General features: G+C 51.7%; 16 protein-coding genes and 1 tRNA gene. 9 read left to right on the forward strand and 8 right to left on the reverse strand.

The window, feature by feature from the left end; genetic code table 11:
- Positions 1–74: 74 nt before the first annotated feature.
- From LDN30_RS02475 to LDN30_RS02505, 7 genes are all read left to right on the forward strand, one after another.
- Positions 75–1,040 carry a glycosyltransferase gene (locus tag LDN30_RS02475; RefSeq protein WP_223928645.1) on the forward strand — a complete coding sequence of 322 codons (966 nt, stop codon included), beginning with the start codon at positions 75–77 and terminating at the stop codon, positions 1,038–1,040.
- Between the two features lies 1 nt (position 1,041).
- Positions 1,042–2,001, forward strand: coding sequence for a glycosyltransferase (locus LDN30_RS02480; RefSeq protein ID WP_223928646.1), 960 nt, complete (start codon positions 1,042–1,044; stop codon positions 1,999–2,001).
- A 177-nt stretch (positions 2,002–2,178) separates the two neighbouring features.
- On the forward strand, positions 2,179–3,117 hold the full coding sequence (locus tag LDN30_RS02485) for a hypothetical protein (RefSeq protein ID WP_223928647.1): 939 nt from the start codon (positions 2,179–2,181) through the stop codon (positions 3,115–3,117).
- An 896-nt stretch (positions 3,118–4,013) separates the two neighbouring features.
- Positions 4,014–4,086 (forward strand) — tRNA-Pro (locus tag LDN30_RS02490).
- 383 nt (positions 4,087–4,469) lie between these two features.
- Positions 4,470–4,982: an RNA polymerase sigma factor gene (locus tag LDN30_RS02495; RefSeq protein WP_223928648.1), complete on the forward strand. Its 513-nt coding sequence runs from the start codon at positions 4,470–4,472 to the stop codon at positions 4,980–4,982.
- Positions 4,983–5,055: 73 nt separating this feature from the next.
- Positions 5,056–5,781, forward strand: a complete 726-nt coding sequence (locus LDN30_RS02500; RefSeq protein ID WP_223928649.1) for a PG0215 family putative anti-sigma factor — start codon at positions 5,056–5,058, stop codon at positions 5,779–5,781.
- Positions 5,782–5,806: 25 nt separating this feature from the next.
- On the forward strand, positions 5,807–6,955 hold the full coding sequence (locus LDN30_RS02505; RefSeq protein ID WP_223928650.1) for a hypothetical protein: 1,149 nt from the start codon (positions 5,807–5,809) through the stop codon (positions 6,953–6,955).
- A gap of 183 nt (positions 6,956–7,138) precedes the next feature.
- Here the strand turns inward: LDN30_RS02505 and LDN30_RS02510 are convergent, their stop codons facing one another.
- From LDN30_RS02510 to LDN30_RS02520, 3 genes are all read right to left on the reverse strand, one after another.
- Positions 7,139–8,068 carry a ComEA family DNA-binding protein gene (locus tag LDN30_RS02510; RefSeq protein WP_223928651.1) on the reverse strand — a complete coding sequence of 310 codons (930 nt, stop codon included), beginning with the start codon at positions 8,066–8,068 and terminating at the stop codon, positions 7,139–7,141.
- 166 nt (positions 8,069–8,234) lie between these two features.
- Positions 8,235–9,587: a sodium-dependent transporter gene (locus LDN30_RS02515; RefSeq protein ID WP_223928652.1), complete on the reverse strand. Its 1,353-nt coding sequence runs from the start codon at positions 9,585–9,587 to the stop codon at positions 8,235–8,237.
- Between the two features lie 2 nt (positions 9,588–9,589).
- Positions 9,590–10,951: a sodium-dependent transporter gene (locus LDN30_RS02520; protein ID WP_223928653.1), complete on the reverse strand. Its 1,362-nt coding sequence runs from the start codon at positions 10,949–10,951 to the stop codon at positions 9,590–9,592.
- Positions 10,952–11,033: 82 nt separating this feature from the next.
- On the opposite strand from LDN30_RS02520, the gene LDN30_RS02525 reads away from it, so the two are divergent.
- Positions 11,034–11,423: a VanZ family protein gene (locus LDN30_RS02525; protein ID WP_223928654.1), complete on the forward strand. Its 390-nt coding sequence runs from the start codon at positions 11,034–11,036 to the stop codon at positions 11,421–11,423.
- Positions 11,424–11,644: 221 nt separating this feature from the next.
- Here LDN30_RS02525 and LDN30_RS02530 read toward each other — a convergent pair whose 3' ends face one another.
- The 3 genes from LDN30_RS02530 to LDN30_RS02540 form a co-directional block, all read right to left on the reverse strand.
- Positions 11,645–12,142, reverse strand: a complete 498-nt coding sequence (locus LDN30_RS02530) for a CYTH domain-containing protein (RefSeq protein ID WP_223928655.1) — start codon at positions 12,140–12,142, stop codon at positions 11,645–11,647.
- Between the two features lie 374 nt (positions 12,143–12,516).
- Positions 12,517–13,629: a peptide chain release factor 2 gene (gene prfB, locus LDN30_RS02535; protein WP_223928656.1), complete on the reverse strand. Its 1,113-nt coding sequence runs from the start codon at positions 13,627–13,629 to the stop codon at positions 12,517–12,519.
- A 36-nt stretch (positions 13,630–13,665) separates the two neighbouring features.
- Positions 13,666–15,474 (reverse strand): AMP-dependent synthetase/ligase, encoded by a 1,809-nt coding sequence (locus tag LDN30_RS02540; protein WP_223925097.1) that lies wholly within the window; start codon positions 15,472–15,474, stop codon positions 13,666–13,668.
- A 132-nt stretch (positions 15,475–15,606) separates the two neighbouring features.
- Here LDN30_RS02540 and LDN30_RS02545 point away from each other — a divergent pair, with 132 nt between their 5' ends.
- Positions 15,607–16,668, forward strand: coding sequence for a M20 family metallo-hydrolase (locus tag LDN30_RS02545; RefSeq protein ID WP_223928657.1), 1,062 nt, complete (start codon positions 15,607–15,609; stop codon positions 16,666–16,668).
- Positions 16,669–16,988: 320 nt separating this feature from the next.
- On the opposite strand, the gene LDN30_RS02550 is transcribed toward LDN30_RS02545, so the two are convergent.
- Positions 16,989–17,534 carry an LbetaH domain-containing protein gene (locus LDN30_RS02550; RefSeq protein WP_223928658.1) on the reverse strand — a complete coding sequence of 182 codons (546 nt, stop codon included), beginning with the start codon at positions 17,532–17,534 and terminating at the stop codon, positions 16,989–16,991.
- Positions 17,531–18,979 carry a lipopolysaccharide biosynthesis protein gene (locus tag LDN30_RS02555; protein ID WP_223925103.1) on the reverse strand — a complete coding sequence of 483 codons (1,449 nt, stop codon included), beginning with the start codon at positions 18,977–18,979 and terminating at the stop codon, positions 17,531–17,533. The genes LDN30_RS02550 and LDN30_RS02555 overlap by 4 nt, the downstream gene beginning before the upstream one ends.
- Positions 18,980–19,014: the final 35 nt, after the last annotated feature.

Here is a 19,014-nt window from a genome sequence, read left to right on the forward strand (position 1 = left end):
CGGTGCCGAATCCTTTCTTCGGCCGTCAGCGTTTGCAGGGCATTGCGCTGCTTGTTTATGAAAATAATGATTTAATGGGAAAGAGCCAACCGACAGTTTCCGTTGTCATGGCGACATACAACGGCGAGAAATATATCCGCGAGCAGATTGATTCTATTCTGAACCAGTCGTACCCAATCTGTGAGCTTATCATCCAGGACGACTGCTCCACCGACTCCACGGCCTCCATCTGCCGTGAGTATGAGTCGCGGTTCCCCCATATCCATTTCTTCGTCAACGATCACAACCTCGGTTTCAACGAGAATTTCCGTACCGCCGTGATGCGGGCTACGGGCGACCTCATAGCCATCAGCGACCAGGACGACGTGTGGTTCCCGCAGAAGATTGAGCGGCAGGTGGCTGCCATCGGCGATTACGACATCTGTACGTCGCTCGTCTGCCGTGGTACGACGACAGAAGATATGACCCCCGACCCCTACAGCGACGACATCCGTGTCAAAACTCATGTCTTTCGCGACATCCTCGGTCATACCATCCTCGCCAAGAGAGGCTTCCTCCAGTGTGAATCCAACTGGCGTGGCACCTTCATCTACGACTGGAGTCTGACCCTCCATGCCGACTGGGGCAACGGAATGACGAAAGTCAACGAGCCATTAGTCTTCCACCGCTCCCACGAAAAGAGCTATACGGTCATCGCCCAGGAGTCGCGGGCCCATGGAAAATCGCTCACGGCAGCCTACATCCATGGCCTCGGATGTCTGCGCAGGATGCAGCGCATGCCTAAATTCATCAGCCACTGCCGGTTCATCCAGGAGAACACCGCCGACAGCAGCGACAGCGATATCCGCACTCAGCACCGCTTTGCCGAACTGCTCATGAGCCAGTCGCTGACAGGACTGCTGAGGCTCTGCATCCTGTGCATGAGGAACCGCAAGGATATTTACAACCCGCCACGGAAGGCACAGGGCCTTATGGGTGCCTTTCATGGGTTCTTCTTCCCCCTATATTACGCTTATTACTGTTACATGGTCTTTGAGTAAGATGAACAAAAATCCCACAGTCTCCGTTGTCATGGCGACATACAACGGCGAGAAATACATCCGCGAGCAGATAGATTCCATTCTCGGCCAGTCGTATCCGGTCTATGAGCTTGTCATTCAGGACGATTGCTCCACCGACTCCACCCTCGCTATTGCCGAGGATTATGCCCGCCGCTACCCTAATGTGAAGGTCTTTGAGAACCAACGCAATTTGGGTTTCAACCTCAATTTCCAGACAGCCTGCATGCGTGCTACGGGCGATTTTGTTGCCATCAGCGACCAGGACGACGTGTGGTTTCCTGAGAAAATAGCCCGCCAGATGGAGGTCATCGGCACCCACGACATCTGCACGTCGGCAATATGTCGTGGCGCAACCCAGGCAACTGCCGTGGTGGAGGACGAGAGCAACGACGTGCGGCCGGCAACCCACGTATTCCGCTGTCTGCTCGGACATTCCATTTTCGGACCAAGCAGTTTCATGAAGAATCCTAAGAACTGGGAGGGCAGTCTCAACTACGACTGGAATCTCACTCTTCATGCCGACTGGAACAATGGCATCGTCAGGATTGGCGACGTGCTCCTCTTTCACCGGTCCCACGACAGCAGTGTGACCCACAGGACGATGGCGCTGACGACAACGACCTCCTCCGTTGCACCTTACCTCCATGGCTTCCGTTTCTTCCGCCAGTTGCAGGAAGAGCCAAAGTTCATGAGCCATTGCCGCTATGTCTTCGACAATACCCTGTCGGCAACCGACGGTGGCGTCGTTTTGCAGCACCGTCTTGTGGCTCTGCTCCTCCGCCACTCCTTTGCCGCCTACCTCCGTCTGTGCTTCTTCTGTATGCGCAACCGCAAGAGCATCTATTATCCCGCCTCAAAGGCCAAGGGATTGTTGGGCTTTGTGCGTGGCTTCTTCTTTCCGGCCTTCTCGGCATACTACAGTGCGTTCAACTTCAAATGAGGTCAGCCGGCATAAGATGGAATCAGTGAGCTCTTGCCTTGTCTCGTGGCGATATTGTTTATGTCCCATTTGTTTCGGTTTTCCGACGGATGGTACTTGGCTAAAAAGTGTAATTTGATGATAATAAATTGTTACAGCCATCGTTATTTCAATATATTTTTATTGCGTTTTACCGTCATGAAGTTCTTTAGCCCTAAAGTAGTCAGCTCCCTCGGCTTTAAGATTAGGCTGTTTCTTGCTGTCTTTGTCCTCAATTTTACAGTCGCAGAGGCAGACGACAATCATGTTTTTACCGATACAATACCAATAGTTGAGCGGTACGGGCATATTCTGATGCCTGTAACCATAAACCATGAGCGTAAGCAACTTGCATTCGACACGGGGGCAGAAGGCATTGCGCTGTATGGGGATAAAAAGCCATTTAAAACGAAATGGATTTCTGACGGTGTTGATGTAAAAAATCATACCAAGGCATTGGAAGAGGGTAATATGCTTGTAGAATTTGGCTCGCAATGTGATTCTTTGATCGTTTCGTATGCACCATTACCCTCTGACAGTACATTAAGAGCTGCCTTATTAAATATCGGTGACGGCTTAATGGGCTTTTGTCCATTAATAAGAAGAGGACTCAACTATTTTGTCAAGGTCGATTTGCGGAAGGGTATCATGATTGTATCGAACGATCACAAGTGGGCAAAGCGAACAACAGGACTTAGGGTGAGTTACAAAAAGTGCGATGTGTTGCCTTCTTTCTCAATTAAGGTGGGTAAACGTCACCGCACGAAGACGGCATTAGATTCTGGCGCCAGCCATTTCTGCACCATACGGACAAGTGTCCTTGACAAGTGGGAGAAAGCCGACAAAGAGTTCAAAGCTTGTAAGGCCTTCGATGATAGTATTGAAGACAATGCGCCCTTATTCGATACGGCTATTCATAAGCGAAGAGTCAAGGCCTACAAATGTGAATTTGCCATCAAGTCGTTCAAGGTGGACGATGCTGTCATCACGGACGATCCAAGCGGTACAACTTCCGTTGGCGAGGAAATATTCCATAAAGCCGTCATCGCCTTCGATCCGTGGCATCGCAAAATCATTTTCCAACCGTACGATAAGTAATGTGGTTTGCTCCGCGTCATGGCAGCTGCGTGTATTTTCTTCAATCTGTCTTTGTGGCAGTAGGGTGGGGATAGATCTCTCCCGACGGAGGATTGGAGAGGAAATATGCAGTCGATTGAATGCGTTTGGCGAAGGTTGATGCATCGATTCTCATTCTCTCTGATTTGCTTTCATTATTCCGAAAAATATTTACAGCCTTCCGATATGTACCGTTTGGCCTTCTGAAACGGTCCGTTTGAGGACGCAAAACGGTCCGTTTCGCACGATGAAATGGACCTTTTTAGAACGCCAAATGGCATGTATTTCGATGTGACTGATAATGAGGTGGTTACGAGGGTGACTTTGTTTGTGTATAGAAGCGAAAGATTTTTACAAGTAATAATACCACCAATACGCTGATAAGTAGACAGTTTATGTACCTTTATGCATTTGTTTGCTATGCATTTCGTCCGTCGGTACTGCGTCTCTTCGGCTGTCTGTGCAGCACCTTGCCACAGTAGGGGTAGGGCTTATCCCTACCCTCGTAGCTACGTTATATTTGTTTTGCATCTCGCCCGCTGTTGGTAGGACGGGGATAAACCCCGTCCCTACGGTGGTAGTGTGCTGCAAGCGATTCTGTATCAATGATTTATGACGTTAAATTCGTCTTTCTTTGTCGGCTACTGACGGCCGCAAGGGCTGCGTCCCGCAAACACACATTGCTACTTATCTGCAGGGACGACGGACGACCACGAAGCCGCGGTTGCAATGGATTAACTGGAAATCAATTGGGCTCTTTCCTGCTTTGCGCCACGATGAAATCAGACTTTTAAGCGGACGGACAATAATTTTAACCGAAAAAATTATTCTGTTCCGTTTTTTATTTGTATCTTTGCACCCGCAAAACAAAAAAAGATCGGGATTTAGCGCAGTTGGTAGCGTACTACGTTCGGGACGTAGGGGTCGCTGGTTCGAGTCCAGTAATCCCGACTTACTCAAGGAGACAGGCTGGTATGCGGCTTGTCTCTTTTGCTTTTTATGGCCTTCCTATCTTTTCTTTTTGCTCTGTGAAGAATATTTCCACTCACTATGATTTCACTGAAAATATCCAGTGCACCGCAGATTCTGTCTCGTTCGTAATCGGAAATTGGTTTTAACGGCATGGCAAAGATATGCGTTTGTCGCGCTAAAGTGTTCATTCGGAGGCTTAAGGCTTACGCTTGCGAGATTCTCGTAAGTTGGATTTATATCTCGTCATGATATTGATAGCAGTCTATTCCGACTCAATTCGCATTCGTGACTTATGGTTAATGAATGTTAATTGTGTTTATGTTTTCGGGATTAATCCGTTTTACAGATAGAAAACAGAGACAATGACCGACAAAGAGTTTATCGACATAGCAACGGCATTGCGGGAGCAGGCCCTTCGACGGGGCCGCTGCTATCCGCTCGACACCGACGAGGCCGAGGACATCGCCCAGGATACGATGCTCAGGCTGTGGGCTCTGCGGTCAAAGATTGTCTCCGCCGACCATGCCGCGGGACTGGCTTCGGTCATTGCGGCCCATACGGCCATCGATCTTCTGAGGCGACGCCGACAGACTGTTGTCACGACCGCCGATGTCGAGATTAGTGAAACTTCGGGTCATACCCCGTTGACAGCCATTGAGGACCAGGCCAACGACGCGTGGCTACAGCGGCAGCTCAGCCGACTGCCATCAAAGGAATACGAGATTTTGCACCTCCGCCAGGTGGAGCAGAAAAGCAACGGCGAGATAGCGGCAATACTCGGAATAACGCCTCAATCGGTGGCCACACTCCTCTCGCGGGCCCGCCATAAGCTCTTGGAGAAGATACAAAGAGACAGGATGAGGGGCCTGATATGATAAGAAAAAACACCGCAGGAGGAAGGACCTCGGGCGATGCTCAACGTGAAACGGATAAAAAACGGATTATATAATGACAAAGGATATACGTCAGCTGCTTCGGAAGTTCATGGATGGTATGACCACCGTGGACGAGGAACGCTACATCAGCAAGTGGTTCCGCAGCCATCCGGATGTTGATGGTGACCTTGCCGACTATCGGACGATGTTCGGATGGTTCGACGATGGTATGCCGATGCCTAAGCGACGCAACATCAGATTGTTGCGTATTGTGGCTGTGGCAGCGTCGGTGGCGCTCGCTGTCGGTGTCGGACTCTTCGGGTTGAGCCGTTGGCAGCATCCCGCCGGCGATGAGGCATCGGCTCCCATAGCCATTGCGACGTTCAAGAAGGCTCCCCGCGCCGTTACCCCCGAGCATGCCGACACGGCTACACAGGCGGTTCCGATGGATAATGATACCATAGATTCTCAAATATACAACCATGAGAAGAAGACCGGGCACAGGACGCGCCGGGTGAGGTTCGAGCCTGTGCCGCCTTCTCCTCTCTACGCGGATCGCACGGCCGAACAGTCGGAGGAGGCTGTGGCGTTGGCTGAGGCTATGGAGAAAGCCAACAGCTCGTACCATGTGACGGAGGAATCGGAGAAATTTGTCGATGCGGCCCTGACACTTATGGACTGCGATATCACGCGCACACTGCTGATAAACGATATGCAGTCGGCTATCAACGAGCAGCTCATAACGAGTGCTATTGAGGACGGCACCATGACACAATATTATGACGATGATACATATTAACAATAAATATTAGGAGGACGAAACAATGAGGACAATAAGAGCATTGATAACTGCGGCTGTCGCGCTGACAGCCATCGCCGCTTACGGCCAAAAGCCCTTGGAGGATATTGGCCAGGCGTACGACCGTCTCGTCGCCTCGCTCTACACCGGCGGCAATATTGTATCGCAGACAAAGGAGAACTACCCCGGATGGAGTAGGACAGAGGTGAGTTTTGCGTTTCCGGCAAAGAAGAGTAAGCTCATCAGCGATTACAATTCTACGCTGTTCGACTGGAGTGCAAAGGCCTACTCGTCGTTCGTCAAAAGGGCTGGAGCGAACGACAACAGCCAGATGAACATCGCATGGGGTGAGGGCAACAGGCAGCAGACGAGTTTCGGCTCGTGGCCTGACCGCAACTACAATATCCAGTTTATACGCGACTGCAAGGACTCGACGATGCGTTACGCCTACGCGCTGGTGTGGTATGTGCGTAACGACAGTCTGCTCGGCAGTGTGGACAGATATTACGGCAAGGATCCACGGATGAGTAGCCATAGAACTATGACCTACGGATACAATAGTAAAGGCCGGAAAGGCACGTGGATTATCGACAAGAGCAACGGAAGTCTCTACGGACCGGGCATCTCCATCGACGATAAAGGGGTGTATATCAATGGTACACGATATTCCGACTATGCCGACCGCGATGGTGAATGGGCTGTCGACGGGAGCGGAGATGTGTATGGACCGGGTATCTCCATCGACGACAAGGGCATATATATCGACGGAAAGAAATACTCCGACTATCCCCTGCCAACGCTACAGTCGGAGATGAAGAAACTCCAGAACGAACTTGACAATATCCAGTTGAAGAAAAAAATAAAGAACAGTACCGACTTTGTCAATCAGTTCAACAACCTCCACATTTTCTATTCGTCGTTGTGCAGTTCCTACAAGGACTACAAAAAGTGTAAGGGCGACGAGCAGACGGGACAGCTGATGATAATGAACCTCATGGTGGCTGTACTGAACAAGGCCAACGATATGTGCTCGAACTACTATAATGTGATTAATACTCCGGCTAAGAAGTTCATTGCCAGTCAGTTGAATGCTATGGCTGATGAGTCGAAGGACCAGTATATCGGTGACGCTTTCAAGGCTATGGCCAAGGAACTGCTGTCGAAAGCTGACTGAAATACAGTGATTTGGACTTGTTTTTGTAATGGAAAAGGAAATATAAGTAGTCGAAAGCCGACTGAAATACAGCGCTTTAGACCAGACTAAGGGAATTTGAAAAGCTGATTGGAAGACAGCCCGCGAGGACAGAATGAGATTGGAGCCCGGTATTATGCCGGGCTCCTTCGGTTGATATTCGGCCTAAAATGTTACGTAAGGCCGCAGGCGTTCAATCTCTTCCGCCGGGAAATCTTTTAGTAGCGACAGCTGGCTGAGGTCGGTGATGCGGCCCTTCAGCCGTCGGTAGTCGCAAATCTCGCGGGCCTGATAGAAGTTGATGTATGGGTGACGGCGCAACTGATTGATGGTGAGTGTGTTGATATTAAGTTTTGTCGGGTGGGCGTTGCCGATTCGGAAGTAGGGTAGCGTCTCTACGGGGAAGTCGTCGATCTCTTTCAGTTGTGCCACGCTGACATAACCGCCAAGGCGCGTCCCGTAGCCTACGATGCGCCGGGCCCACCACGTGCCGATACCCGGAATCTTCTTCAGCTGTGTAGTGTCGGCGGTGGCGAGGTCGATGGTCTGTCCGGCTTTCAGCTTCATGGGGAATAGAACGGTGTCGCGGCTGTATTCGTGGTGGTCGTTGTTGGGACTGAAGACGGGCCGCGGGCGGACGTAGTTGGCCGCCGGAGCGTAGTCGTCGGAAATCTGTATGTAGGGCCGCATGTCCATATACTGCTTGCGGGTGAGACCGTAGACGCGGGCGAAATCCTCGGGACTGCGGTACACACCGCCCTTGGCACGATAGCGGTAGATATTGCGCACCTGCCACGGCGAGAGCCCGAGGCGCAGCAGCTGCGTGCTGTCGGCGGTGTTGGGGTCGAAGGCGAAGAGCTCGGCCTGACGCCCGTCGTCGGTGCGGTAAGGTCGTGGGGACATGTAAGGATAACGGGCGGAACGCCGCGAGGAGTCGCGCTTAAAGGCCAGACTGTCGGCAGAGGCGACGGCAGTGCGCTTCTCCAGTCCGCCGACAAAGAAGAATATCGACGCGGCAAGGGCCACGAGACAAAGGAAGAACAGGAATACTACTCTGTCGGATTTCTGTAGATAGAAAAAGTCCCGTATTCGCATATAGATTAGTATTTAGTCGGATTGAAGTTTATATTATTCTGCTATTGACGTCTCATCGTATTTTTTATGACTCCCCCGGTTCTTCCATCGGTCCATGTCTACATTATATATAGGAGCCGAGGGAAGGACTTTATGTTGTCAACCGGATTTTGCTCCGGTAGTTACGCTATACTACTCCGAACTGATGGAGGAAGATCATCACGATGCATACGGGGCATACGAACCGCACGAAGAACAGCCAGATGCCGTAAAAACGTCCGCTCACCGTGTCCCAGTTAGTGAACTCGCGATGGACAATCGTCTGTGGTACCACCCATCCTACGAAGAAACATGTTAGCAGGGAACCGAGGGGAAGGAGGATTTGTGCCGTGAAGAAATCGCAGAAGTCCATAATGCTCTTTCCCATCAGTGTCAGACCGTTGACGGCTCCGCACGACAGTGAGCACACGATGGCTATGATGCATGCTGTCACCGTGACGATGCAGGCGGCACCGCGGCGGGAGGTGTGGAGCTCCTCACGGAAGAAAGCTGTGCCTATCTCGTGCATCGAGATTGTCGAGGTGAGGGCCGCAAGCACCAGGAGAGCGTAGAAAAGCACTGCCACCACATGGCCGAGGAAGGGGAGAAAGGCAAATGCCTTGTCAAAAACTGTAGGCAGGGTGATGAATATCAGCGACGGACCGCTGTCGGGGTTCACTCCTACGGAGAATGCCGCGGGGAAGATCATCAGTCCCGCGAGGATGGCTATTCCCGTGTCGAGGAGTGCTATCTGGCATGCCGACACGCTGAGATTGGTGCGGCGACTGAAGTATGAGGCATAAGTACAGAGGCAGGCTGTGCCGAGGCTGAGGGAGAAAAAGGCTTGTCCGAGGGCGTCGAGGAATACGTCGTGGGTTAGTTTCGAGAAGTCGGGGTGGAAGAGAAATTCTATTCCTTTCGATGCACCGGGCAGTGAACACGACGCTATGACGATGACGATTAGGAGGACAAAAAGCGTAGGCATGAGGATATTTGAGACTTTCTCTATGCCCTGGCGCACACCTTGGGTTATGACGAAATGGGTCATCACGACAAAGGCAAGAGCCCACAGTGCCGGTTTTATGGGGTTGGAAGTGAACCTGACGAAATAGTCCTTGACGCTATTGGCATCGCCGCCGACCATTCCGAAGAGAGAGGCGAAGAAGTACTGGAGGCACCATCCGGCCACAACGGCATAGAAACCGAGGATGATTGTCGACGTGATGACACCGAGCACACCCACGGCTCCCCATGCCCTGCCCTTATGAAACGACTTATAGGCGCGCGCGGCATTGGATGCACCGTGGCGCCCGACGATGAATTCGGCAATCATTCCGGGGATTCCTAACAGAAGAACGCACACAATGTAGACGGCGATGAACGCCGCACCACCGTTCTGACCCGCCATAAACGGGAAGCGCCAGATATTTCCAAGGCCGACGGCACTGCCTGCCGTGGCGAGGATAACGCCTATCTTTCCGAAGTTTGCCCTTGTTTCCATTATTATATCAGACCGAATTGGTGAAGGAATATCGCAAGTATGCACAGCGGACATACTATGCGGACGAGGAAGAAATAGACTCCGAAGAGCCGTCCCTTGAGGGTTCCCCAGTTTGTGAACTCATCTTTAATGATTTTCTTGGGGATGAACCAGCCGACGAAAATGCACGTTAGGAAACCGCCGACGGGAAGGAAAATCTGCCCTGTGACGAAGTCGAAGATATCGAACAGCTCCTTACCGCCAATCTCGAGGAAACTCCACTGACCCAACGACATGGAGCAGAAGAAACCGATGACGACCGCTGAGGCTGTTACTATCGTAGCGGCACTCTTGCGGCTGATATGCAGTTCCTCCTGAAAGAATGCCGTACTCACCTCGTGGAGGGAGATAAGCGATGTCAGAGCAGCCATGGCGAGGAGAGCGTAGAAGGCGAAGGAGATGACGAATCCCAATATCGGGGCTCCGGCGAAGGCTTTCTCGAATACGTTCGGCAGGGTGATGAATATCAGCGATGGACCGCTGTCGGGGTTGACGCCGATGGAGAAAGCCGCTGGGAAGATCATCAGTCCGGCGAGGATGGCCACGACGGTGTCGATGGTACATGTCTGTGCGGCTGTATTGACGAGATTCGTCTGGCGCGTATAGTAGGAGGCGTAGGTGCAGATGCAGCCCATGGCGATGCTCAGCGAGTAGAAGCTCTGTCCGAGAGCACCGAGGAAGACCCCGCTGTCGACCTTGGAAAAGTCGGGCTTGAAGAGAAAACGGATGCCTTCCGTGGCACCTGGGAGCATGCAGCTTGCCACGACGATGACAAGAAGGAGGATGAATAGTGTGGGCATCATTATCTTTGATGCACGCTCAATGCCGTTTCTGACACCGTGGATGATGACAAAGTGGGTGATGAGAAGGATTGCCAATGTACATACCATCGGTTCCCAAGGATTTGTCTCGAAGTCGGAGAAGAAAGCCTTGAAGTAGTCGGGTGATCCGTGGAGCTGCCCTGTCAGTGAGGCAATTACGTACTCCAAGCACCATCCCGACACCACGGCGTAGTAGCCGGTGATGAGAAATCCGGTGAGCACTCCGAGCATTCCAACCCATTTCCAGGCCTTGCCACCGGAGAGCTTGGAGTAGGCACGCGCGGTGTTTGATGCCGCATGGCGTCCGATGATGAACTCATTAATCATACAGGGTATTCCCAACAGGAAGACGCATCCAATGTAAACGATGATGAACGCTGCACCACCGTTCTCGCCCGTCATATAGGGAAAACGCCATACATTACCTAATCCTACGGCTCCTCCGGCCGTAGCGAGAACCATTCCTATTTTGCTTCCGAAACTTGCTCTTTCTGTTTGCGCCATAATTTTTTTTCATTAAAGACACTGCAAAATTATAAAATATTTTCTACTTTTGCATAAGATTTGAAAGCAAACTTAATTTATCATGCGCAATTTTATACGAAATTATCCACTATCTCTTCTGTTTACGGTATTTATATGGGTTATTTGTCTCATTCCCATCCCCGAAACACCACTCGATAATGTCCATCTAATCGACAAGTGGACTCACATTGCCCTTTATTTTCTGCTCAGTTCGATCATTGGTCACGAGTTTTTCATGGCTCAGAAAAGAGTAGGGAAGAAGCCTCTTCCACGCCAACTGTTGTTGTGGGAGTGGCTCCTGCCTGTTGTCATGGGTGGTCTTGTAGAGATTGTTCAAGCCACCTGCACCGACGGTGTGCGCAACGGCGACTGGTTTGACTTCCTCGCCGATGCCATTGGCTCCACCGTTGCCCTTCTCATCGGTTGTGTTCTATTGAAGGTGAGAAAGTGATGGCTGCGGGCAGCGAGCCATGAAGGTGCTTGGGACTATAGAGGCTTTATAGATGCTATAGTCCCTATAGATGCTATAGTCTCTATAGATGCTATAGTCTCTATAGATGCTATAGTTTCTATAGATTCTATAGCTCCTATAGTTCCTATAGCTTCTATAGCTTCTATAGTTTCTATGGTTTCGAATGCAGATAAAGAAAGGCCTTCCCGTGGCCGTCCGCCTTAGCGGTACTCTTCGGGAAGGCTATTTCGCCATAGCTTGAAGGGATTTTGCCTCATGTGAGAATTGTAGAACCTGCGGTCGCCGGTGACCTCCATTCCGATGAAATCTGGCTTTTCGAAGGTCTCCGATTCGTTGCCGAGCTCAACTTCAGCCATTACAAGTCCCTCGTTATCGCCGTGAAACTCGTCGACCTCAAAGGTGTGTGATCCTACGGGTACGAGGTAGCGGTGCTTGTCGATGATGCCTGGCTCACAGAGCTGTAGCAGGTGGTTGGCCTCATCGAGGGTTATCTCCTTCTCAAACTCGTAGCGCGACAGACCATTATTCGTCGATGGCCCTTTGATTGTCAGGTAGGCTTTGGCATCGCGGATACGCACACGGACGGTGTTGACTGCTGCGAAGTAGCCCTGACGGATGTGACTGCACGACGTGGCCTGGCGTTTCCAGTCCATAGTTTTGTGGACCAGAAACTTCCGCTCTATCTCCATTCCACTCATGATTGCATTATTGTTGTGCAAATGAGGAATATGATACCTAATGCGACGAGGATTCCGAAAATCCAGTTTACGATGTTCCTTGCTTGCTTTTCTTGTTTCTCGTCGTGTTCCTTACGACGTAATTTACTCTTGTCACTCATAGTAGTATAGTTTTATTATCCCTTGTTGGATAGCCCCTTTGGGAGCCCCGACCGTCCGACATCCGTATGAATGCCGGACAGGGACAGGTTTAATTGATTGATATATATATTTTAATGTGTCAGCGCTGATGTTTTAGTGCACCGACGTTTCGGCTCTAATGTACTAATGCAGTGGCTTTTGCTTGCCACCGCATCGTTGCTGAGCCGCAGAACTGCTGTTCAAATCCGTCAGCGCTACGACTCATGGAATTCCATCAGATAAGCCTTGATGAATCCGTCGATTTTTCCGTTCATCACCGCATCAACGTCCGTTGTCTGGTATCCGGTGCGATGATCCTTTACGCGGCGGTCGTCGAAGACATAAGAGCGAATCTGACTGCCCCATTCAATCTTTTTCTTTCCCGCTTCAATTTTTGCCTGCTCAGCCTGCTTCTTCTTCAGTGCGCGGTCGTAGAGTTGGCTCTTCAGGAGGAGCATAGCCTTGGCGCGGTTTTTAGGTTGGTCACGAGTCTCGGTGTTCTCAATGAGGATTTCCTCCTTCTCACCGGTATCGGGGTCCTCATACTGGTAGCGCAGACGCACTCCCGACTCCACCTTGTTGACGTTCTGACCTCCTGCGCCGGATGACCGGAATGTGTCCCAGCTGACTTTTGCCGGGTCGACATACACCTCGATAGTATCGTCGACGAGTGGCGTTACGAACACCGACGCGAAGCTCGTCATCCGTTTTCCCTGGGCGTTGTATGGGCTTACGCGTACAAGACGGTGCACACCGTTCTCGCTTTTGAGGAATCCGTAGGCATATTCGCCGCCCTCGATGGTCATCGTGACACTCTTGATGCCCACTTCCTCGCCCGGCTGCATATCGGTTACCGTTACCTTATATCCTTGAGTCTCAGCCCACCGTGTGTACATACGCATGAGCATCTGGGCCCAATCTTGGGCTTCGGTACCGCCGGCACCGGAGTTTATCTTCATCACCGCGTCCATGGAGTCCTCCTCCTTGCGCAGCATATTCTTCAGTTCGAGGTCCTCGATGGCTTTGATAGCCTTGTCGTAGTCGGTGTCAACCTCCTCTTCGCTGACGAGATCCTCTTTATAATAGTCGAAAGCAAGTTGCAGTTCGTCGGCAAGGGTACGTACATTCTCGTAGCCTTTTATCCATTTCTCTATGCCCTTGACCTTCTTCATCTGTACCTGGGCGGCCTTGGGGTCGTCCCAGAAGTGCGGGTCCTGGGTGCGGAGCTGCTCCTCTTCGAGTTCCACTTTCCTTTTGTCGATATCAAGATAACGCTTGAGCGCGTCGGCGCGCTCCAAGACGTCTTTCAGTTGGTCTGATGTAATCATAATTCAATAAAGGCGAAACGATTCTTTCAGTCGTTTTTATTCTTCGTACATTTTGTCAATAACATCCTTGAAATTCTTGTTTATGACGTTCCGTTTCAGTTTCAAGGTGTTTGTCAGCTCACCGTTTTCCATCGAGAAGTGGTGGGCGATTAGTGTGAATCGCTTTATCTGCTCGTAGCTGGCGAGTTGCTGCTGGAGGGTGTTGACACGCTCCATTATCATGTCGTGAATCTTCTTGTTGGAGCAGAGGTCCTCACGTGTTGTGAACGGAATACCATTCTCGCGTGCATATTCCTCAAGTGCTCGGAACTCCGGTACGATGAGCGCGCTGACGAATTTCCGCTTGTCGGCGATTACGGCTATCTGGTCTATGTATCTGTCGACGAGCAACCGCGCCTCCAACGACTGCGGAGCGATATATTTTCCGTTCGATGTCTTGAAGAGATCCTTGATGCGTTCCTGCAAGTAAAGCTCCCCATCCTTGATGTATCCGGCATCACCGGTGTGGAAATATCCATCTTCGGTGAACACCTGCTTGTTCAGTGCGTCGCGGTGATAATAGCCTTTCGTGATTGTCGGGCCCTTGAGAAGAATCTCGTGGTCGTCCGAAATCTTTATCTCAACGCCACTCAGCGGACGTCCCACGGAGCCGATGGTGTATGGCATTCCCTTGACATCGCAGCTGACGGTGGCCAGACTCTCCGTCAGTCCGTAGCCCACAATCATGCCAATGCCAATGCTGTGGATGAACTCCTCGACCTCCGGCGACACCGTGGCTCCCGCTGTCGGGAATATATTCGGCTTTTCCAGACCGAGCTGTTTGCGCACGAGGCTGAGCACACTCTTGTTGAGGGCGGCATATTCGAGGCGCAGGGGCAGTGGCGGACGCTTGCCCCGGCTCAGATATTCAATATTGTACTTCCGCCCCACGGATAGTGCATGGTTGAAGAGAGCTTTCTCGATGGCATTCGACTTGTCCATCTTCTCCTTCACGGCAATATACACTTTCTCCCAGAACCGTGGCACCGCCGACATCGATGTCGGATGAGTCTCGCGCATGCTCTGCTGAATCTCCTTAGGGTAGGTATTTATGATGAGCTGTGCTCCCTCCGACAATGCGAGATAAGCCCATCCGCGTTCGAAGATATGCGTGAACGGCAGGAAGTCGATAACTCTGTCGCTCTCGCCCACGGGCACACACTTGTCGTTGGCTTTCAGTGCGGCATCATACTGCGAATACGACAGCATCACACCCTTGCTCTCACCCGTTGTGCCACTGGTGTAGAGGATATTGCAGAGATCGTCCATCGAGGCCTCGCTCCACAGCTTCTCCACCTCCGGCTGACGAGGCAGATCCTCGCCGAGCTTTATGAAGTCGCTGAAGTACAGAGCGTTAGGATCGTGGGTGCTGATGCGCACACTCGGGTCGAAGACAACGATGCGCTCGAGTGTCGGACAAAGCGCGAAGATGCGGTGAGCCTTGTCGTACTGCTCCTGCTCGCCGACGAAGATTATCCTCACACCGCCGTCCTGGACCATAAACTGTATCTGCTGTTCGGAGCTGGTGGCATAGAACGGGATACTCACCACTCGTACGCCGTAAGCCCCGAAGTCGGTGTAGAGATATTGAACGCAGTTCTGCGAGAATACCGCTATACGGTCCTGGGGCTTCAACCCGAGGTTCAGCAAGGCGTTCGACACCTGTTTCACCCTTAGTGAGAACTGATTCCACGACACGCTCTTCCACTGCAACGAACCGAAGCTGCGGAAGGTGAGGGCCGGACGGGCACCGTATTTCTTGGCCTGTTCATGGATGAGAACAGAAAGATGACACTGAGTCTGCATATTGCGATAGTATTTTTTGCAAAAGTAATGAAAATGACTGACAACACAAAATAAAGAACTGATTATTTGTTTCACAACCGGCAAATAACTACCTTTGTCGTGGAAAGCGAAATAATTAAGTAAAGTGACCCTATGGAAACATCTGAATATGCTGATGAGGCTGTTGCCATGCTTCGCGAACTCATTGCCACCCCGTCGGTGAGTCGTGACGAGTGTGCTGCCGCCGACATCATGGAGCACCGTATTAAAGGCTATGGCTTCGACTGCCATCGTCGTGGCAATAATGTGTGGGCGGTGGCTCCCGACTACGACCCTGCCCGTCCGACGATACTCCTCAACGCCCATATCGACACCGTGAAGCCGGTAAGCTCCTGGACACGTGACCCTTTCTCGCCCGATATCGTCGACGGGCGACTCTACGGGTTAGGTTCCAACGACTGCGGCGGAGGCCTCTGCTCGCTGCTCCAGACCTTCCGCTGGGCTTCCACGGTCTGTCGCAGCTATAACCTCGTCTATCTCGCGTCGGCCGAAGAGGAGGTCTCGGGAAAGAACGGCATCAGTCTCGTGCTCCCCGACCTTCCCCATATCGATGTGGCGATTGTCGGCGAGCCCACGGGAATGCAGCCTGCCATAGCCGAAAAAGGACTGATGGTCCTCGACATGACAGCCCGCGGCAAGTCGGGGCATGCGGCCCGCAACGAGGGTGTTAATGCCATTTACGAGGCTCTGCCCGACATCGAATGGGTGCGCGACTACAAGTTCCAGCGTGTCAGCCAGTACCTTGGTCCCGTGAAGATGACCGTGACCGTGATAAACGCCGGCACTCAGCATAATGTCATCCCCGACGAATGCCGTATGCTCGTCGACGTCCGCACGAATGAACTTTACACCAATCATGAAGTTTTCGACATCATCCGGCACAACGTCAAGAGCGACGTCGAGGCCCACAGCTTCCGCCTACAGTCGTCGCATATCGATTCCGGCCATCCGTTAGTAAGGCGTTGTGTGGCTATGGGCATGACTCCCTACGGCTCGCCGACACTCTCCGACCAGGCCCTGATGCCGTTTCCGTCGTTCAAGCTCGGTCCCGGCGAGTCGTCACGGTCACATTCTGCCGACGAGTTTATCCTCATTTCCGAAATTGAGGATGCCATAGGCAAATACATTGCCCTGCTCGACGGAGCCGAAATCTGAGAGCTACGGGTATTCCCCGCGCCTCAATGACAAGAGAAATCCGCGCCCGGCGGTATGTAGTTCGGTATCTTTATATAACGGATTTATGCTGACAACCAAAACGACAGAACACGATATTGCGTTCAGTCGTGGTATGTGTTAGTATGAGTTTTTTTGTTATTTCGGTGCAAAGTTACAAAATATTTTCCCCGAATCCAAATTCCAGGGGTATAGAAAGAGGGGTAGAAAGGAGGGTAGGGCAGCATCTCTGTTGATGCTGCGACTTGCCTAAGTCTTCCGGCGGACTATTGATGACGTGGCCTTTATGCCCCTTTGGCAGCTCAGTGGATGCGTTTCGCCGGTGCTCCGGCTACCGTCCAACCGTCTGGAATATCGTGCATTACGACAGAATGAGCTCCGACGGTGACGTTGTTTCCTATGTGGATGCCGCCGAAGACGGTTGCTCCGGTCATGATTTTCACATTATCGCCGATAGTGGGGCGCCCTCCTTTGCCATTGCCGACGGTTACGAGTTGCAGACAATAGAAGTCGCGGCCTATCGCCTCGGCATTGAGATAGGTGGCATAGCTGTGCTCAAGGTGGGCCCCCGCTCCTATCCTCGGGCACCATATATTTAATGTCCGCTCCGGTGGGCAAAGCCATTTTATGAATACTGAGCGATAGTCGCCAAGCCGGTAATAGAAGAGGTTGCGGAACGTGCGCTCCCTTGTCATCGCCTTGATGAGGTTGCGGACGGTGGCCTTATGGTCCTGAACCTTCATCAGGTCGGCGTCGATGGTACGCCGCCGGAGCAGGTAGAAGGCTATATGCGGCAGCAATCTCACCGTCGATGCCGACAGAATTATTCTTTGGGCTATAGGATTCATTTCTTGATTTTCTTTCTTACGAACTTCAAACACTCGTCCATCATCTCCACATGGGCTGCTTTCATGACAACGGCGTAGAGCGCTGTAGCCAACAGAATCCTCACGAGCAGGATGACGACATTATGGTTCACGAGCGGCAGGGTGACGGCGTAAACCACTGCCATCACCACTATCGCCACGATCATCGACGGTGCTATGTCGCGGCATACTTCGCCCATCGTCACCCCAATCATCTTGTAGGCATAGTGCTGCCATACTATCAGCCACAGAACGTTGAACACCGTGTACGACGTGACCATCACGTCGATGCCCCAGATGTGCGTGGTCAGAACGATGATAATCTGGATAACGACCTGAGCTATAGAGCACCACATGAAGATATCTGACCGTCCGGCGCTCAGGCTCATATTGTGATACAGACCCATAATGGGCGCGAAAGCTCCTCCTATGCACAGAATCTGAAGCCACAGCACACTGTCGGCCCACCGGTCGGAGATGAGTGTGACGATGAACTCGTGGCCCACCATCGCCAGTCCGAACATTGCGGGAAACGAGAGAAACGCCGTGAACCTCAGCATCTTGCGGAACACGCGCTTCTCCCTGTCGCCGTCGTCGCGGATAGAGGCCAACACGGGTTGCGCCACCTGCGCTATCGTCCCTGAGATGAATCCGCTGGCGTTGTTGTTCCATTTGTTCGCCTGGGTGAAATTACCCACCACCTGCGGCTTGAAGAGGTGCCCGAAGATGAAACTCAAGATGTTCTGGCTGACGGTATTGACAATCGTGGTGATGAGAATCTTATAGCTGAAGCTGAACATCCCGCGGATGGGCCGGAGATTTATTCTCCAGCTTGGGCGCCACTGGCTGTAGTGGTAACGGCCTATGTTCGTGATGGTTATGAACAATACCTGCTGCCAGGCCAGACTCCAGTAGCGGAAACCGAGGAAAGCCAGTACTACGCCCACCAGCCCGGATCCTATCATCGACACCATGGCTATGATGGCCTTCTCCTTATTCTTCATGTTGCGTATGAGATAAGCGCTCTGCGCAATGCCGAAGGAGGAGATAAAGAAGGCGAGGAACACAAATCTTGACAGCTCCACGAGACAGTCCTGATGGAAATACCAGGCTATGAGCGGGGCGCAGAAGAAGAGAATGACATAGATGAGCGAGCTGACAATGATGTTGAACCAGAACACCGCATTATAGTCATCGTCCTTTATGTCCTTGATATTCACTAAGGCATTGCTGAAGCCGCTGTCCTGAAGGGCACACGCAATGGCCGTGAATATGCTTATCATACCCACGATTCCGTAGTCGCCAGGGGTCAGCAGGCGGGCCAGGAATATGCCGAAAATGATATTCAACAACTGTGTGGAACCACTGTTGATGGCTCCCCAGAACAATCCTTTCGCAGTCTTTTCTTTTAAACTTTCCTTCTGCATATCAGGTTAAATGCATGCAAAAATACTGCATTTTG

Origin of the sequence: Prevotella lacticifex (assembly GCF_019973375.1) — a bacterium.
Taxonomy (GTDB): Bacteria; Bacteroidota; Bacteroidia; order Bacteroidales; family Bacteroidaceae; genus Prevotella; species Prevotella lacticifex.

Bases quoted from the DNA above. Each gene is read 5' to 3' on its own strand.
- LDN30_RS02475 (WP_223928645.1), top strand. From the start codon at position 75: ATGGGAAAGAGCCAACCGACAGTTTCCGTTGTCATGGCGACATACAAC.
- LDN30_RS02480 (WP_223928646.1), top strand. From the start codon at position 1,042: ATGAACAAAAATCCCACAGTCTCCGTTGTCATGGCGACATACAACGGC.
- LDN30_RS02485 (WP_223928647.1), top strand. From the start codon at position 2,179: ATGAAGTTCTTTAGCCCTAAAGTAGTCAGCTCCCTCGGCTTTAAGATT.
- LDN30_RS02495 (WP_223928648.1), top strand. From the start codon at position 4,470: ATGACCGACAAAGAGTTTATCGACATAGCAACGGCATTGCGGGAGCAG.
- LDN30_RS02500 (WP_223928649.1), top strand. From the start codon at position 5,056: ATGACAAAGGATATACGTCAGCTGCTTCGGAAGTTCATGGATGGTATG.
- LDN30_RS02505 (WP_223928650.1), top strand. From the start codon at position 5,807: ATGAGGACAATAAGAGCATTGATAACTGCGGCTGTCGCGCTGACAGCC.
- LDN30_RS02510 (WP_223928651.1), bottom strand. From the start codon at position 8,068: ATGCGAATACGGGACTTTTTCTATCTACAGAAATCCGACAGAGTAGTA.
- LDN30_RS02515 (WP_223928652.1), bottom strand. From the start codon at position 9,587: ATGGAAACAAGGGCAAACTTCGGAAAGATAGGCGTTATCCTCGCCACG.
- LDN30_RS02520 (WP_223928653.1), bottom strand. From the start codon at position 10,951: ATGGCGCAAACAGAAAGAGCAAGTTTCGGAAGCAAAATAGGAATGGTT.
- LDN30_RS02525 (WP_223928654.1), top strand. From the start codon at position 11,034: ATGCGCAATTTTATACGAAATTATCCACTATCTCTTCTGTTTACGGTA.
- LDN30_RS02530 (WP_223928655.1), bottom strand. From the start codon at position 12,142: ATGAGTGGAATGGAGATAGAGCGGAAGTTTCTGGTCCACAAAACTATG.
- prfB (WP_223928656.1), bottom strand. From the start codon at position 13,629: ATGATTACATCAGACCAACTGAAAGACGTCTTGGAGCGCGCCGACGCG.
- LDN30_RS02540 (WP_223925097.1), bottom strand. From the start codon at position 15,474: ATGCAGACTCAGTGTCATCTTTCTGTTCTCATCCATGAACAGGCCAAG.
- LDN30_RS02545 (WP_223928657.1), top strand. From the start codon at position 15,607: ATGGAAACATCTGAATATGCTGATGAGGCTGTTGCCATGCTTCGCGAA.
- LDN30_RS02550 (WP_223928658.1), bottom strand. From the start codon at position 17,534: ATGAATCCTATAGCCCAAAGAATAATTCTGTCGGCATCGACGGTGAGA.
- LDN30_RS02555 (WP_223925103.1), bottom strand. From the start codon at position 18,979: ATGCAGAAGGAAAGTTTAAAAGAAAAGACTGCGAAAGGATTGTTCTGG.